This is a genomic window from Vibrio sp. Vb0937 (assembly GCF_033338855.1).
Genome location: NZ_JAWOTK010000024.1, coordinates 1 through 17,201 on the forward strand (window position 1 = coordinate 1; position 17,201 = coordinate 17,201).

At 44.4% G+C, this 17,201-nt stretch carries 14 protein-coding genes and 1 other annotated feature; of the genes, 8 read left to right on the forward strand and 6 right to left on the reverse strand.

Annotation, left to right across the window (positions count from 1 at the left end; genetic code table 11):
• Nucleotides 1-399 precede the first annotated feature (399 nt).
• The 3 genes from clpB to rluD form a co-directional block, all read right to left on the reverse strand.
• Nucleotides 400-2,973, reverse strand: a complete 2,574-nt coding sequence (gene clpB / locus R7P67_RS19265; protein WP_262652783.1) for an ATP-dependent chaperone ClpB — start codon at nucleotides 2,971-2,973, stop codon at nucleotides 400-402.
• A 144-nt stretch (nucleotides 2,974-3,117) separates the two neighbouring features.
• The gene (pgeF, locus tag R7P67_RS19270) at nucleotides 3,118-3,846 is read right to left on the reverse strand and encodes a peptidoglycan editing factor PgeF (protein ID WP_104978810.1); all 729 of its coding nucleotides are present in this window, start codon (nucleotides 3,844-3,846) and stop codon (nucleotides 3,118-3,120) included.
• 1 nt (nucleotide 3,847) lies between these two features.
• Nucleotides 3,848-4,825 (reverse strand): 23S rRNA pseudouridine(1911/1915/1917) synthase RluD, encoded by a 978-nt coding sequence (rluD, locus tag R7P67_RS19275; RefSeq protein ID WP_005381875.1) that lies wholly within the window; start codon nucleotides 4,823-4,825, stop codon nucleotides 3,848-3,850.
• Nucleotides 4,826-4,961: 136 nt separating this feature from the next.
• Between rluD and bamD the strand changes: the two genes are divergently transcribed.
• From bamD to yjjX, 5 genes are all read left to right on the forward strand, one after another.
• Nucleotides 4,962-5,690 (forward strand): outer membrane protein assembly factor BamD, encoded by a 729-nt coding sequence (gene bamD / locus R7P67_RS19280; RefSeq protein ID WP_005381876.1) that lies wholly within the window; start codon nucleotides 4,962-4,964, stop codon nucleotides 5,688-5,690.
• 148 nt (nucleotides 5,691-5,838) lie between these two features.
• Nucleotides 5,839-7,320, forward strand: a complete 1,482-nt coding sequence (locus tag R7P67_RS19285; RefSeq protein ID WP_309473959.1) for a lytic transglycosylase F — start codon at nucleotides 5,839-5,841, stop codon at nucleotides 7,318-7,320.
• A 325-nt stretch (nucleotides 7,321-7,645) separates the two neighbouring features.
• Nucleotides 7,646-7,972 (forward strand): ribosome hibernation-promoting factor, HPF/YfiA family, encoded by a 327-nt coding sequence (gene hpf, locus R7P67_RS19290; protein WP_005381889.1) that lies wholly within the window; start codon nucleotides 7,646-7,648, stop codon nucleotides 7,970-7,972.
• Between the two features lie 108 nt (nucleotides 7,973-8,080).
• Nucleotides 8,081-8,202 (forward strand) — a sequence feature (Phe leader region).
• A 12-nt stretch (nucleotides 8,203-8,214) separates the two neighbouring features.
• A complete protein-coding gene (gene pheA / locus R7P67_RS19295) occupies nucleotides 8,215-9,393 on the forward strand; it encodes a prephenate dehydratase (protein ID WP_318086045.1) in 1,179 nt (392 codons plus the stop codon).
• Between the two features lie 24 nt (nucleotides 9,394-9,417).
• A complete protein-coding gene (yjjX, locus tag R7P67_RS19300; protein ID WP_005385931.1) occupies nucleotides 9,418-9,951 on the forward strand; it encodes an inosine/xanthosine triphosphatase in 534 nt (177 codons plus the stop codon).
• A 111-nt stretch (nucleotides 9,952-10,062) separates the two neighbouring features.
• Here yjjX and trpR read toward each other — a convergent pair whose 3' ends face one another.
• Together trpR and sltY are read right to left on the reverse strand one after the other, a co-directional pair.
• The gene (gene trpR / locus R7P67_RS19305; RefSeq protein ID WP_005381892.1) at nucleotides 10,063-10,371 is read right to left on the reverse strand and encodes a trp operon repressor; all 309 of its coding nucleotides are present in this window, start codon (nucleotides 10,369-10,371) and stop codon (nucleotides 10,063-10,065) included.
• A gap of 13 nt (nucleotides 10,372-10,384) precedes the next feature.
• Nucleotides 10,385-12,331, reverse strand: a complete 1,947-nt coding sequence (sltY, locus tag R7P67_RS19310) for a murein transglycosylase (RefSeq protein WP_411912811.1) — start codon at nucleotides 12,329-12,331, stop codon at nucleotides 10,385-10,387.
• 364 nt (nucleotides 12,332-12,695) lie between these two features.
• Between sltY and ettA the strand changes: the two genes are divergently transcribed.
• From ettA to R7P67_RS19325, 3 genes are all read left to right on the forward strand, one after another.
• On the forward strand, nucleotides 12,696-14,363 hold the full coding sequence (gene ettA, locus R7P67_RS19315; RefSeq protein ID WP_005381894.1) for an energy-dependent translational throttle protein EttA: 1,668 nt from the start codon (nucleotides 12,696-12,698) through the stop codon (nucleotides 14,361-14,363).
• Between the two features lie 230 nt (nucleotides 14,364-14,593).
• Nucleotides 14,594-14,953 carry a PilZ domain-containing protein gene (locus R7P67_RS19320; protein ID WP_065274196.1) on the forward strand — a complete coding sequence of 120 codons (360 nt, stop codon included), beginning with the start codon at nucleotides 14,594-14,596 and terminating at the stop codon, nucleotides 14,951-14,953.
• A 39-nt stretch (nucleotides 14,954-14,992) separates the two neighbouring features.
• Entirely contained in the window at nucleotides 14,993-15,994 is a 1,002-nt protein-coding gene (locus R7P67_RS19325) for a M23 family metallopeptidase (protein ID WP_005381900.1), read from the forward strand.
• Between the two features lie 77 nt (nucleotides 15,995-16,071).
• Here the strand turns inward: R7P67_RS19325 and tyrA are convergent, their stop codons facing one another.
• Nucleotides 16,072-17,199: a bifunctional chorismate mutase/prephenate dehydrogenase gene (gene tyrA / locus R7P67_RS19330; protein WP_206959259.1), complete on the reverse strand. Its 1,128-nt coding sequence runs from the start codon at nucleotides 17,197-17,199 to the stop codon at nucleotides 16,072-16,074.
• Nucleotides 17,200-17,201: the final 2 nt, after the last annotated feature.

Sequence of the window (17,201 nt, forward strand, 5' to 3'; positions counted from 1 at the left end):
TTTGATACCGAAGTATCGAATTGGATTATCATCAACGAGTGCCCACACAGATTGATAGGTCTATATTGTTAAAGAGCACACTTCGAAGTTCTCTTCAAAGTGGACGGCTATTTTAGCTAGATAACTTATCGTGTCAAACACTTTTTTAAGTTATTTATCTGCGAGTTAATTTTAACTCACTAACCGTAGTTGTTTAGGTTCCGCTTTACTTGCTTTCCCGTGACAACGGAGGCGCATTATAGGGAGTTCATTAAAGAACACAAGTGCATTTTTTAAAAAAACTCACCTTTTTAGTTTATTCGTATAGAAAACAGACAAAAGACTCTAAAAAACTATAGAAAAGGGGCCAAACGGCCCCTTTAGTGTGATTTTTATCTCAATTTTACTGTATCCATACAATTATTGATGAGCACAAATTTGGTCATTAGTAACAATTAGCTGCACTGTCTTGTCTGGAACGATTTCACCAGACAGAATTGATTTGGCTAACGGATTCTCGACATTCTGCTGAATTGCACGTTTTAAAGGACGCGCACCATACACAGGATCGAAACCAACTTGAGCGATCAAATCGAGCGCTTTGTCGGAAACTTCTAGTTGATAGCCTTTCTCCTCTAGTCGTTTCGCCAAACGTCCCAATTGAATAGAAGCAATGGACTTAATGTGTTCTTGACCAAGTGGATGGAACACCACGATTTCGTCAACACGGTTCAAGAACTCTGGGCGGAAGTGTTTGCTAACCACATCCATCACTTCACTCTTGATACCTTGATAGTCTAATGTTGCGAAATTCTCTTGGATACGAGATGAACCCAAGTTAGATGTCATGATCACAACCGTATTACGGAAGTCAACAGTACGACCTTGACCATCCGTTAAACGCCCATCATCGAGAACTTGCAGCAGAATGTTAAATACATCCGGATGCGCTTTCTCTACTTCGTCTAACAAAATTACCGAATACGGCTTGCGACGAACCGCTTCCGTTAAGTAACCACCCTCTTCATATCCGACATAGCCTGGAGGCGCACCCACCAATCTTGCCACTGAGTGTTTCTCCATGAACTCAGACATATCGATACGGACCATCGCATCTTCGCTGTCGAACATAAAGCTCGCAAGTGTCTTACAAAGCTCTGTTTTACCCACACCAGTTGGACCTAAGAATAAGAAGGAGCCAATTGGTCGGTTTGGATCAGAAAGCCCAGCTCGACTACGACGAATGGCATTCGATACAACAGAGACCGCTTCGCTTTGACCTACCACACGATTATGCAGCACGTCTTCCATGCGAAGTAGTTTCTCTTTTTCCGCTTCTAGCATCTTGGATACCGGAATACCGGTTTGCTTAGAAAGTACTTCTGCAATCTCGTTGTCGGTTACTTTATTACGCAATAGCGTCATTTCCTGCATTTCAGCTTGGGTTGCAAGATCTAACTGCTTCTCAAGTTCAGGAATACGACCATATTGAAGCTCCGACATGCGGTTTAGATCACCAGCTCGGCGAGCAAACTCCATGTCCATACGAGCTTGTTCAAGCTCAGACTTAATATGTTGAGTACCAGAAAGAGCTGCTTTTTCTGTATTCCAAACCTCTTCTAGTTCAGCGTACTCACGTTCTTTTTCATTGAGTTCTTCATTAAGCGCTTTCAAACGCTTTTCACTCGCTTCATCGTGCTCGTTACTTAGTGCTTGCTGCTCAATTTTGAGTTGGATGATTTTACGCTCAAGCTTATCCAAGGACTCCGGCTTAGAGTCAATTTGTAAACGAATGCTTGAAGCCGCTTCGTCGATTAAGTCGATCGCTTTATCCGGCAACTGACGGTCGGAGACATAGCGATGTGACAAACTCGCCGCAGCAACAATCGCTGGGTCGGTAATTTCGACGTGATGATGAAGCTCATAACGCTCCTTCAAGCCACGTAAAATCGCCACGGTATCCTCAACGGTCGGCTCATCCACCAGCACTTTTTGGAAACGACGTTCTAATGCTGCATCTTTTTCGATGTACTGACGATATTCATCCAATGTTGTTGCGCCAACACAGTGCAGCTCACCACGAGCTAATGCCGGTTTTAGCATGTTGCCCGCATCCATTGAGCCTTCACCTTTACCAGCACCGACCATAGTGTGTAGTTCATCAATGAAGAGGATGACATTGCCTTCTTCTTTAGCAAGTTCATTCAATACTGATTTTAAACGCTCTTCAAATTCCCCACGGTATTTCGCGCCAGCAACCAGTGCGCCCATATCCAGTGATAGCACACGGCGACCACGCAGACCTTCAGGTACTTCATTGTTAACTATGCGCTGCGCTAAGCCTTCAACAATTGCTGTCTTACCTACGCCTGGTTCACCGATAATCACAGGGTTGTTTTTAGTACGACGCTGCAATACCTGGATAGTACGACGGATTTCATCATCACGGCCGATAACCGGATCCAATTTACCTTGCTCTGCACGTTCGGTAAGGTCTATGGTGAACTTTTCCAATGCTTGACGAAGCTCTTCTGCATTCGGATCATTGACCTTTTGACCACCTCTGATCTTTTCGATTGCCTGGCTGACTTTTTGCTCTGTTAAGCCGATCTCTTTGAGCAATTGCCCCAATGGTCCGCGATCTTCTAAAGCGGCAAGCAGGAAGACTTCAGACGAGATATAGGAGTCTTGACGCTTTTGCGCCACTTTGTCACACAGGTTAAACAATGTGCCCATCGAGCTAGAGAGCTGAACATCCCCACCGATGCCACTGACTTTTGGTAATCGATCTAACATTTCACTCAATTTAGAGCGTAAATGCGTTACGTCCACATCCAGCATAGTAAGCAATGGACGAATTGGACTGCCATTTTGATCAAGCAAAGCCACCATGAGGTGAACTGGCTCGATATATTGATGATCGCGCCCTAACGCTAGTGATTGAGCATCAGAGATAGCGATTTGAAACTTACTTGTGAATCGATCAAGACGCATATCTACCTTCCTAACCTCAACTAAAGGAAATTCTTTTGACAGTTAGAAAGATGGATACTCGGGTGGGGAATTTCAAGGGAGTGAATGAATAAAGATAGCTTTGCAAAAATAGTAGTATGCATCTTAGCACTTTGGTGCTTATAGCTAGTCTTCGATCCAAATAAAGGTTGCTTGTCGACCAGTCTTACCATCACGGCGATAAGAGTAAAAAGAGGCTTTATCTTGGTAAGTACAAAGTCCAGAATCAAACACTTGTGTCACACCAGTCCGGTTTAGACGTTGCGTTGCCAGCACCGACATGTCAGCAAACCATTTACCGTCGATATCGCGTGGAGCAAATGCTTGATTCGCCTGTGAATCAAAATCAACAAAAGCTTGCAGAACATCTTCACCCACTTCGAAGGCTTGAGGGCCAATGGCGGGGCCAAGCCACGCTATCACTTCACCAGAAAACAACGCTAACGCATTTTCGACAATGCCATTTGCTAAGCCGCGCCAACCTGCGTGAACAGCGGCTACTTGCGTACCTTGTGTATTAGTCAATAATACAGGTAAACAATCGGCGGTCATCGCTGAACAAACAACATGGCTTGAAGAAGTAAATACACCATCCGCATCAAGCACCTGTGTTGTTGGTTCATTTGCTTGAGCCACAACGGTTGAATGCGTTTGGTTTAACCAGATTGGCGCATTTGGCATGCTTGCCTGTTGCGCCAACCAAGCTCGGTTCTTCTCTACTAAAGACAAATCATCCCCAACGTGAGTACCTAAATTTAGCCCTTGGTAAGGGCCTGTCGAAAATCCGCCTATGCGTGTTGAGGCGAAAGCTTTGACATTTTTAGGCGCTGGCCAGTTCGGAATGATCGTCTTCATATTAGAATTCTTCCGGTAAGCCGTGCTCTTCTGTATCTTGACGAAGCGCTTCAGTCATCACAACCATGTCATCAGGCACTGGAGCATGAAACTCAAGAACTTCGCCCGTAATTGGGTGCTCAAAGCGCAGCATTACTGCGTGCAATGCTTGGCGATCGAAGCCCCGGATCATTGCCGTTAGCTCTTCAGACGCACCTGTCGGGATGCGAGCACGTCCACCATATGCAATATCACCGAGCAGCGGATGCTGAAGATAAGACATGTGCACACGAATCTGGTGCGTACGACCCGTTTCTAGACGCAAACGAATACGCGTGTGTTCGCGGAAGCGTTCAGCAACACGGTAGTGCGTTACTGCTGGTTTGCCCATTGGTGCCACCGCCATAAGCGTGCGCTTAGTAGAGTGACGACCAATAGGTTGATCCACTTTACCGCCCGCAGTCATACGACCAATAGCGATCGCTTCGTACTCACGAGTAATATTACGTTTTTGCAGTGCGCGAACCAGACGAGTTTGTGCAGGAACGGTTTTCGCCACCACCATCAAACCCGTTGTGTCTTTATCCAAACGGTGCACGATACCTGCACGAGGTACTTCTGCAATATCAGGGTAATGATGCAACAACGCATTAAGCACAGTGCCATCAGGCGTACCAGCGCCCGGATGAACCACAAAGTCACGAGGTTTGTTGATAACGATAATATCTTCATCTTCATAGACGATATCTAGCGGGATATCTTGCGCTTCCCAGCGTTCTTCATCTTCTAACTCGGCTTGCAATGTAATTTCCTCGCCACCCATTACTTTGGTACGAGGTTTAGTGACAACTTCACCATCAACTTGAACTTTCCCATCAAGCAGCCACTCTTTTAGGCGCGAGCGAGAGAAGTCCGCGAATAATTCGGCGATAGCTTGGTCTAAACGTTGACCTAACTGGCTATCTTTTACGGTATTTGTTAATACAATCTGCTGAGCCATATCGAACTTTTTTAAAAACTGTGAGACTAATGCTCACGACTGTGAAAAAATAGACTATTACGTCATTGTATCTGTTACTGGAAAGAAAGTAACGGCAGCTTAAGAAATATTTAGATTCAAGGAACAGACTCCTGATATGAAACGTCAGACTTTAACAGGCCTTTTAGCGGTATCCCTTCTGTTTGGATGTGCAAGCAAAGAAGAAATCGTTCCTGATGTGCCGCCTTCGGAACTGTATGCAGACGCACAGATTTCTCTTCAAAGTGGTAATTGGCTTTCTGCAATTGAGAAACTGGAAGCATTAGACTCACGTTACCCATTCGGTGCCTACTCTGAACAGGTGCAGCTTGACCTAATCTATGCGTACTACAAAAACGACGACCTTGCTTTGGGCTTGGCAACCATTTCTCGCTTTATGCGTTTAAACCCAACCCATGAAAAGATGGATTGGGTGCTGTACATGCGAGGTCTAAGCCACATGGCGCAAGATCGTAACTTTATGCATGATTTATTCAGCGTAGATCGAAGCGATCGCGATCCTGAACCGGTAAAAAAAGCGTTTGATGACTTCAAAAAACTACTTCAACGTTACCCGAATAGCCCATATGCAGAAGATTCACAAAAACGTATGGTCGCGCTGAAAAACCGTCTAGCGAACTATGATTTAGCGACTGCTGACTTCTACCTTCGCCGTGAAGCTTGGGTCGCTGCTATTAATCGCAGCCAAGAGCTACAAAAAGCGTATCCAGACACAGAAGCTGCACGTAAGTCACTGACTATCCAGCTAGAGGCCTACAAGCAACTTGGTTTGGAAGACGCCGTAGCAAGAACTGAAAAGCTTATAGAGCTCAACCCTGTGAAGTAATTGAACTTGCTTTAAACTGAACCGCCACCGTTTTTACCGTGGCGGTTTTTTATTACTCTCAATAGTGTATTCAGCCCTTTCTTGATGATCTTCCTAGCTCCACATATGCTTAAAGTTCTCCTCCCCCCTTTATAAAAAGGATGTGAACGTGACGATATCTAAGCTTTGCGCAGTTATGCTGCTCCTATTGTCTGCTTCCGTTTGCGCACTGCAAATCTCGCCGCTCAAACAGCCTCCTTATACTGGGGACCTCGATGTCATCAAGGAGAAGAATGTACTGCGCGTCTTAGTTTCTGCTGATTTAGGCTTTTACTACATTGAGGGCGGCACACCAAAAGGCATAGGCGCGGAATTGCTGGCGCATTTCGAAAAAGACCTTCGTAAACTCAAACCAAAGCTTAACGTACAAATTATTCCTGTTGCCCGCGACCAGCTACTGCCAGCCTTAGAAAACGGTTCAGGTGACTTAGTTGTCGCCAACCTGACTATTACCGACACGCGCAAACAGAAAGTGGAGTTCAGTTCACCCATTCTCACTGACATTCAAGAGTGGGTAGTGACAAACAAAAGCACACCAACGATGACGAAAATCGAACAACTGAGCGGCAAAGAGATTTGGGTGCGCGCCAGCTCTAGCTACTTTGAAAGCATTCAGACACTAAATAAGAAACTAAACAAAAAAGGCTTACCGCCTGTTATCGTGCACTTTATTGAAGAAACACTTCAAGATTATGAGCTGGTCGGAATGCTCAACAATGGTTACGTCAAAGCCATTGTTCTCGATAGCCATAAAGCCAAGCTTTGGCTGAAAGTGATGGATGATATTCGGGTGCACAAAAAAATCCCTATCCGCAAAAATGGCAAAATTGCTTGGGCAATGCGAGAAAATAGTCCCAAATTAAAAGCCGTCGTGAATAAGTTCATCCAGAAGTCTCGCTCTGGGACACTACTCGGTAACGTTATTTACGGTAAATACATCGATAACACGGGATGGTTGAACAGAGCTCTTAACCCTAAGAAAATTGCTCAACTAGAAAAACTCGCAGCGCTATTTTCACGCTATGGTGAGAAATACGATATCGACTATTTACTGATCGCTGCAATCGCTTACAAGGAATCAGGATTTAATAACGACCTAGTTGGAAGCCGAGGTGCCGTTGGCATAATGCAAGTCCTACCCAGCACCGCTCAAGATCCGAATATCAATATCAAAAATGTTCGACAATTAGAAAACAACATTCATGCTGGAGTGAAATACTTAGCTTTTTTGCGTAAGCAGTACTTCAGTGATCCTGATATTACTGCACAAAATAAACTCTACTTTACATTGGCGGCTTACAATGCGGGCCCCGGCAATGTAGAGCGTATTCGTAAGCGTGCAGCCCAACAAGGTTACGATCCTAATGTTTGGTTTAATAACGTGGAAGTCGTTATGCGGAAAAGTTTAAGCTCAACGGTTGGGTACGTCACAAGCATTAATCGCTACTACATAATATACAAACAACTAGAAAGTTTGGACCAAGTCAAAAGTCTAGAAAGGGTTTCACTAGCCCCAAAAGACCCCATTTTCATGATACCGCTACGAAAAGTCAGCCAAATGCCAGACAGTAAAAAGCCGCTTGTACAGTAAGCGGCTTTTTAAATGGATTCATTGGAAAAACTCAGTGATCGTCATCACACCTTACGTGTAGTTAAATTTTAACCACCTCAAATATTAGGCCGTAAAACTTCCCTAAAAACGAGGCCGTTTTCAGCTGAGTACTCTATCCAATCTACGGATTTACTAACCGATAACAAGCAATTTCACGATAAATCTCAGAAGTTCTTGAGTGAGATCACATTCATTTTTCATCATAAAAAACCCGAGCAAAATAATGATCTGAATCACATTTTTTTATGCTTAAAGCGGTAATCTGAACTCAACCCATGAGGGATGCAACAGAGGAAAAACACTTATGACAATGAATATCACTGGCAAAAACATCGAAATCACCTCTGCAATCCGAGCTCATATTGAGAGCAAATTTAAAAAACTGGAGAAATGGCAAGTAGACCTAATTGGTTGCCAAGCAACTTTCAGTGAGGAACCAAACAAACAGAAGAAATTCGAAGCGGTTATCAAAGTTCCTAAAGGCCAGCTCATTGCCTCAGCAACTCACGAAGATCTTTACGCAGCTATCAACGAAGTGGAGCAAAAACTAGAACGACAATTGAACAAGCTGACCCACAAACCTGAAGCTCGACGTGCAAGTAAGCCTGAGCTAGTGGAAGAAGAAGAGTAAACTGAACAGATTGAGGAAATAGCGCCGAAAGGCGCTATTTTTTTGCTTGACGCTCTCCCCAGCCTTGCTTATTGTGTTTAAACACTCATAAATTAAGCACTATTTATGCATTTAACCTCACTGTTTATTTTTGACTTCTTTTTCCTCCCATAGTTGGAGGGGCGAACTCGTTTGTGAAAGAAAAGTCAAAAACAAACAGAAAGCCTCCCAAATCGGGAGGCTTTTTTATAAGGAAAGAATTGATGACTGACCAACCTATTTCCCTCGAAGAAATTCGTTTACGCTTGAATGAGTTGGATGACCAACTTCTCAGCTTATTGTCTGAGCGCCGTAAACTCAGCATTGAAGTAGCCAAAAGCAAAGTACAAACCTCAAAGCCTGTTCGCGACGCCGTCCGTGAACAGCAATTATTGGTCAAGCTGATTTCTAATGGCCAAAATAAATACGAACTTGACGCGCAGTACATCACTAAACTTTTCCATACCATCATTGAAGACTCAGTTCTGCTTCAACAAAGTTATCTGCAAAATCTCGTTAACCCACAGCAAAGCCGTAAGCCACTTGCTCGCGTCGCTTTTTTAGGAGCCAAAGGCTCTTATTCGCACTTGGCAAGTCGCGAATACTTCAGTCGTAAAAATACAGAGCTTATCGAGCTCAACTGCGAGCACTTTAAAGAAGTGACTCAAACGGTTGAATCTGGCCATGCTGATTATGGCGTTCTGCCAATCGAAAACACCAGCTCAGGCTCTATTAATGAAGTGTATGACTTACTACAACACACGACGCTTTACATCGTTGGAGAGCTGACTCAACCAATCGAACACTGCTTGGTTGCGAAAAAAGACATTCGTCTGGAAGATATTAAAACGCTGTATTCTCACCCTCAGCCACACCAACAGTGCAGTGAGTTTTTAAGCCGTATGAAAGGGGTAAAGCTGGAGTCCTGCGCGAGCACAGCAGATGCAATGCAGAAAGTCCAAGAGATGGATCGTGATGATGTGGCTGCAATTGGTAATGCATCAAGCGGTAAGCTATATGGCTTGCAAGCAATTCAAGGCAACATCGCAAACCAAACCGAAAACCATACTCGCTTTATCGTGGTTGCTCGTAAACCGGTTGAAGTTTCTACTCAGATTCCAGCAAAAACCACATTGATCATGTCGACCTCCCAAGAGGCAGGTTCATTGGTTGAAACACTATTAGTGCTGCAACGTTACGGCATCAATATGACCAAGCTAGAATCACGCCCAATTATGGGGAACCCGTGGGAAGAGATGTTCTACGTAGACTTGACATCACATCTTGCTTCGACAGAAATGCAACAGGCACTTGAAGAGCTAACAAAAATCACTAAACACTTGAAAGTATTAGGCTGTTACCCGAGTGAGAACGTAAAGCCTACGCAAGTAAAATTGAGTTAATAGACACCAGTGAGTAAAAAGATCATGGCAACCCAAAAAGTCGTAATCGCATCGCTAAACCCAGCCAAAATTAATGCAGTTCAAAGTGCATTTCGTAATGCATTTCCGTATCAAGAGTTCAACTTCGTTGGCATCAGTGTACCGAGTGAGGTCGCAGATCAGCCCATGACGAATGAAGAAACTCATCGTGGTGCGCTAAACCGCGTTAAAAACGCAAAAGTAGAGATGCCAAACGCGGATTACTATGTCGGTCTCGAAGCGGGAATTGAAGCAAACGTGACGTTTGCTTGGATGGTGGTTGAGTCAGAGACTCACCGCGGTGAATCTCGTTCTGCAAGCTTAATGTTGCCGCCAAAAGTCTTGGAAAAACTCAAGGATGCGAATGAGTTGGGAGATGTAATGGACGAAGTGTTTGGTACTGATAATATCAAACAGAAAGGTGGCGCTATTAGCCTGCTAACCCAAAACCAGCTAACTCGAAGCTCGGTCTATCACCAAGCCTTGATTCTGGCTTTAATTCCATTCACAAACCCTGAGCATTTTCCTTCAAATTTATAACACTCAGCCTAGTCTCTAGATACGCAAAAAGGGCGGATATTTCCGCCCTTTGTAATACGTTATCTTAGTCACTTGTAACACCAAGGCCTAAAAGCAAATTGGATATACTGTCTACTTAGATACCGCAACTTGTTCTAACAAGACTTTCAACTTGTCTTTTTCTTCATCAGATTTCGACTTTAGTTCGTTAGAGCCACGAGTAATGGTGGCAATGCCCACACCAAGCATCTGACTGATCTGACGTTGAGATAATTCTCCTTTAAGAAGTTCGTTAATTATATTAACGCGTGATATTAATGACTCTCTCTCATCACGTGACATCAACATTGTTAACAGCATGTCATCTTGCTGGGTGCCCATACTTGTTCGAATTAGCTCAATAATCTGTTGCCAGTCTTTGTACTCGGGTTCGTGCGACATCAAGTTACCTCACTCAATACTTGGTATTGATCTCATGTTGATTCAAGAACGCGCCATCGATACCCAAAAGATCACGATAGTATGTTTCAAACATCAAGATGTTTTGTACATAACCGCGCGTCTCTTTAAATGGAATTGCCTCAATAAAGGCATAAGCATCCACTTTTCCTTGGGTACGCTCTCGCCACGTTTTTACTCTGTTAGGACCTGCATTATAAGCAGCAAGAGCAAAAATACGATTATTATCGTAATCCTCTAATAAACCTTGCAAATAATGGCTACCAATTTCGATATTTTTTCCTACATTGTAGAGATCCTGCGTACCTTGATAACTCAACTTATATTTACGTGCCGTGTACTTCGCCGTCGCAGGCATGATCTGCATAAGACCACGAGCGCCAACTGGAGAGCGGGCTTCAACATCTAACGCACTTTCCTGTCGAGCGAGAGACATCATCGTGACGGGATCAATGTTGTGCTTTTTCGCATAAAAGTTAAACCACCAGCGGTGTGCTATTGGGAACCTAAGTTCGATATTATCCCACATCTGCGCTTGAATACTCGCGGTCACCGTTAGGTGATGCCAACGTTTAAATGATGCATAAGCCGCCAACATCGCCTTTTCATCTTTCCCTACGCGGCGCAGTAAGTGTGCCCATTCACTCTTCGCTGCTGCGATTTTATCCGTCGCGATCAACTCTTCGATACGAGCTAACGAGTCTTGATAGGGTTGAACAACTTTCTTATCCAACTTAACCGTATGCGTTGGGTATTTGATTGATTGCCCGATTGCATTGGCGGCAGCCACACTGTAGAAGTTTCGTTGCCCAAGCAGAGTTGCTAAACGCTGTTTCCCCGCGATGTCATCACCTAACGCTATTTCACTTCTTCCAAGCCAATATTGCCAGCGTAGCGTGGCTTGTTCTTCTTTATTTAGAACAGCAATCCACTCTTGTACGCCTTTCCAATCTGCATTTTGAATCGCTAAGCGGATGCGCGTTTCAATCAACGGTAAGTACTGACTGGTTTTCGTTTTATCATCGCGCCATTTAGCTAATGACTCAGACTCCGTACGAGTCAATCGAAATGCAATATAGTCGGCAAGTTCTTGCGCTTTTTCTGGAGAAAACTTCTGTCCTTTAATGACGGCATCGTACGCCCCTTGTGCTTGGCTAGTGTTCATACGAGCCAACTTTTCTAACGCATATTCACTTTGCGCTCGATTAAAATCATTCGCAGGTTTTTTCTTCGCGAATTCCGCAACACTTGCAGGATTATCAAACAACGCTTTCATTTCTTTGGCTTGTTGCTTTGCCTGCGCTGATTTAGGCAGTTTGAGCAAGTAACTCATCAAACCGCCATTACGAGCATCAAACGCCAGTAACATACGCTGTAGAATCAGTTCATCGGTACGCTCACCCGCCTTGTCCCATGCTGCAAATAATGGGTCACACTCATCAGCAATGCTGATGCCACGTAACCACATATGTTCAGCCCCTTTAAATGCCGCGACTTTCTTGCCTTGCTTTAATTGAGCGACGTAGAAAATACATTGGTAACGCTCACCACTAGGAATGACTTTTTGAAACTCAGTAATGGTTTTCCAATCTTTTTGCTTATAAAGATGATTGAGGTATGGAGCGCTAACTCGACGAGAAAATGGAAAAGACTCGTGCTCAGAAATAAACTCGTTCACCTGTTGTGGTGACTTTTCCGGTAACTGTCTAATAAAAGTGCGGTAATCCACATAAGGCGTTAGTGGATAGTCAGAAATTTTAGGACGAATCGAAAGGTATCCGTCGATGTCATTTTTATCTAATAAATCTTGAGCTTGCTCATATACTTCGCGCTGCTTTTCCAAACTCAGCGCGGCATTAGCACTCAAACTCATAGCACACAACGCGGCGGCGCAGCATACGTTTTTAGCCAATTCAGATACGTTGAATCTCATTTGTGTCATTTTCCCCAGACATATACTGCCCTAAAGCCTAGTTTTGTTAGAGTTCATGTGATGTTAAGGCAATTTTCACACATGCATCTATTTACACAGAATGCAGATGTCCATGTAAAGCAACTTAGTGTATTAAAAATTGTACTCGTCAAACTTTTAAGACGATGGAGACAAAGCGTTTCTAACTCGCATAGAAAACACTTCGTCATTCTTAACGAATAACAAAAGTGTATACCCTAACCGTGTAAGTTTCCGGTCAGCTCAAAATAAGAAATCCATTCGTTAGGGAAATTCTTGCAATGCGGTAACAAAAACAAAGCACTTGGTATAAAATGATGGGTTTGAATGACAGTTAATTTAGGAACGATCGGCAATGGCTGAATACGTATATACCATGTCGCGGGTGAGCAAAATTGTGCCACCTAAGCGTCAAATTCTTAAAGACATCTCTCTGAGCTTCTTCCCTGGTGCGAAAATCGGTGTTTTAGGTCTGAACGGTGCAGGTAAATCCACACTGCTACGTATCATGGCAGGTATCGACACGGATATCGACGGTGAAGCGCGTCCACAACCTGGTCTAAACGTAGGTTACCTACCTCAGGAACCAGTATTAGACGAATCAAAAACCGTTCGTGAAGTTGTTGAAGAAGCGGTTGCTGACGTTGCTGACGCTCTGAAACGTTTGGACGCAGTCTACGCAGCATACGCTGAACCAGATGCAGACTTCGACGCACTTGCAAAAGAGCAAGGCGAGCTAGAAGCCCTTATCCAAGCGAAAGATGGCCACAACCTAGAAAATGCGCTTGAGCGTGCGGCAAACGCACTTCGTTTACCTGAATGGGACCAAAAAATTGCGCACCTATCAGGTGGTGAACGCCGCCGTGTGGCTATTTGTCGCTTGCTACTTTCTAAGCCAGACATGCTACTGCTTGATGAGCCTACCAACCACCTAGATGCAGAATCAGTGGCTTGGCTAGAGCGCTTCTTAGTGGATTACACAGGTACCGTAGTAGCCATCACCCACGACCGTTACTTCCTGGATAACGCTGCGGGCTGGATCTTAGAACTGGACCGTGGTGAAGGTATCCCATGGGAAGGCAACTACACCTCATGGCTGGAGCAAAAAGACGCTCGTCTACAACAAGAAGCCTCCCAAGAGAGTGCTCGCCAAAAGACTATCGAGAAAGAGCTTGAGTGGGTACGTAAAAACCCTAAAGGTCGTCAAGCGAAGTCAAAAGCACGTATGGCTCGCTTTGAAGAACTGCAAAGCTCTGATCACCAAAAACGTAATGAAACCAATGAACTATTTATCCCACCAGGTGAGCGTCTAGGTGATAAGGTTATTGAAGTGAAGAACCTGACCAAGTCATTTGACGGTCGTGTTCTGATTGATGACCTGTCATTCAGCATCCCTAAAGGTGCGATTGTTGGTATCATCGGTGCTAACGGCGCAGGTAAATCGACGCTATTCAAGATGTTAAGTGGTACTGAACAACCAGACTCGGGCACAATTGAGATGGGCGATACAGTAAAACTGGCATCGGTCGATCAGTTCCGTGACAGCATGGACGATTCTAAAACCGTATTCCAAGAGATCTCTGAAGGTGCTGATATCATTAAGATCAACAACTTCGAAATCCCAGCTCGTGCATACTGTTCACGCTTTAACTTTAAAGGCAGTGACCAACAAAAGATTATTGGTGAACTATCGGGTGGTGAGCGTAACCGTGTCCACCTTGCGAAGCTGCTTAAAGCGGGCGGTAACGTGTTGCTACTCGACGAACCAACCAATGACCTTGACGTTGAAACACTGCGTGCTCTAGAAGAAGCGTTACTAGAGTTCCCTGGTTGTGCAATGGTTATCTCGCACGACCGTTGGTTCCTTGACCGTATCGCTACCCACATCATTGACTACCGTGACGAAGGCCAAGTTAACTTCTACGAAGGTAACTACACAGAGTACATGGATTGGTTGAAGAAAACATTGGGTCCTGAAGCCGCAGAACCACACCGTATCAAATACAAGCGTATTGCGAAGTAATCGCAACCCACAAAGTTTGATTGTAATTTGTACAAAGGCCGCTATCATAGCGGCCTTTGTTTTCTTTGTTATAAAAAGAGCTCATTAGCCCGTCTCGTTCGTTAAGAACATGACATTGCACTTACGTCACTCTGTAGCGACTTCGACACTTTTCAAACAACAATCGAACATTTTTTGTTCGTATTGATATACTATTCAATTCTGTTTGACGACCTGACGAGAATATTCATATGACAGAGAGACGACGCTTTTCACGTATTCTCCATCAAGCTCCAGCTAAGATAGAACAACGTGACTTGGCAATTGAAGCTAGGATTCAAGATCTTTCCTTGCATGGTTTACTCATGAAAGTGGAAGAGACTGAGGCTTTGGATCCAACCCTTCCAGTCCATGTGACTTTTTCATTTGATCAATCCGAACAAGTGATTACGTTAAAAGCGCAAATTGTGAATGTCTCTAAGTGTGAGGTTAGGTTGAAGATCGCTAAGATAGACATCGAAAGCATTAGCCAACTAAAACGATTTATAGAATTGAATGTAGGCAATAACGACCTTCTGAATCGAGAGTTAGAGCACCTCTCTGGTTTTTAGGAGAAAAATAAATGAACGCCTATTTAAGTAACAATAACTATGTCTAAAAAAATCATCATGCAGATCCCGACGAAAGACGGCGATCAGCAGTTCTATTTGGGCCGCAGTTCGGTCCTAGCAGTATTTGCTTCAGTATTGGCATTACCCGCCGTCGTTGGTGGCGCGTGGTACCTTAATCAGCAGCAGATGCACAATAAAGACGAACTAACACAAATCATCGCCAAACTGGAAAGTGAAAAGGCCGAAGTGACGGCTCTTTACGAAGAGCAGCTTGATACCAATCATTCGCTTTCCCAATCTTTGACGGACAAAAACAATCAAATTCAGCTATTGGGCAAACGGGTATTCGACGTTGAATCGGTTTTAGGTCTCGCAGACGAAGAGTTGATGATCGATGAGAACAGCATGGGGTTAGAGGAGCGAATTGACGCAGCCGCTATCGATTCTGCTGTTCGCGCGACGATGTTCCGTTTGATACCAAATGACAGTCCAGTCACATACCAACGTATTTCTTCTTCTTACGGCAGTCGTATTAATCCGATTTCAGGTAAGAGGCATGTTCATACTGGTATCGATCTGACTTGTAAAAGAGGAGAAGAGATCCTGGCACCGGCTGACGGTGTGGTGGAAACCGTTCGCCCGAGCAATCGTGGTTATGGTAACTATGTCACCATTCGTCACTCATTTGGCTTTATGAGCTCCTTTGCTCATCTACAACGCTTCAAAGTGAAAAGCGGTCAGTTTGTTAGTAAAGGCGACATCATTGCTCAATGCGGTAACTCTGGCAACTCCACAGGGCCACACTTGCACTATGAAGTACGCTTCCTCGGACGAGCACTCAACCCTCAATACTTAATGGAGTGGACACCAGAAAACTTCAATGACGTCTTTGAAAAAGAGAAAAAAGTGAAATGGGGACCTTTGGTTCAATTGATTGATAACGTTGTACGCCTACAAGTCAATTTAACCAATTCACCCTATCGCGATACCAGTATCAACACAGTATCAAGTGAAGATACGAGTAATACTGCGACGAACTGATTTGTCCATCAACACGAAAAAGAGCAGCTTACGCTGCTCTTTTTGTTTCGGACTCTGCACGGCTAACTGACCCGTGATTAGCCGCGATGAATATTATCATTCGCCTGTTTGAGTAAGTTTTGGCTCTCATTCATAAATTGTTGAGAATAAGTACCAAACCAATCACTCACCTGCTTAAAGCTTTCGATGAATCGCGCTTTGTCTCTGCTATCCAGAATCGCTACCGCATCACCTAAACGCTGATGGAATCGCTTGATCATATCGATATTCTCTTGAGAAGAGAAAATGATATCACCGTACAAGTTCGGATCCTGACCAAACAGTCGTCCCACCATCGCCAATTCAAGGCGGTAGATTGGCGAGCTTAACTTCAACAACTGATCGATGTTCGGATTCTCTTTGCTAAGGTGCATACCGTAAGCAAACGAAGTGAAGTGGCGCAGCGCCTGAATCAACGTCATGCCATGATCGTGCTCTTGTGCATCGATTTGGCACAAGCTTGCGCCCCAAATCCCAAACTGTTGCAATAGCCATTGGTAATGCTCGTGACCACGGCCATCACAGTACACAATAACCTGCTTGGCAAGGCTCGGAACATCTGGGCCAAACATTGGGTGCAAACCAACCACAGGACCTTGATGCACATTCAACATTGCTTGCAGAGGCTTCGATTTGATAGAAGTCAGGTCACACAGAATACAGTCTTGCGGCAAGTTCCCCAGTTTTTCGATCACCCCTTCCGTTAGATGGATCGGCACCGTGACCACGACTAAACCCGCGTTGTCTAGAATCTCATCCGCACGATCCCAGTCTTTACTGCCGAGAACTTTGACCTGGTAGCCCGACAATTTGAACATACGCCCAAACAGGCCACCCAATTGACCATTACCACCAATAATAACAACTGAGCGTAAATCAGGGTTCAAACACTTAAAACCGGAATCTTTCTCGCTGGCATAAGATTCACGCATTGTTCGACGCAGAATATCTTCAATAAGCTGTGGAGGAATTCCCATTTTTTCAGCTTCAGCGCGACGAGAAGCTAACATCGCCGCTTCGCGGTCTGGAGCATAAATTGGCAAACCATGTTCGCTTTTTACTTCCCCAACTTTCTCTACGAGCGCTAAACGCTGAGCCAATAGCTCCAACATTTGCTTGTCGACTGCATCAATCTGATCGCGTAATGCGTTAAGTTCAACTGCCATTG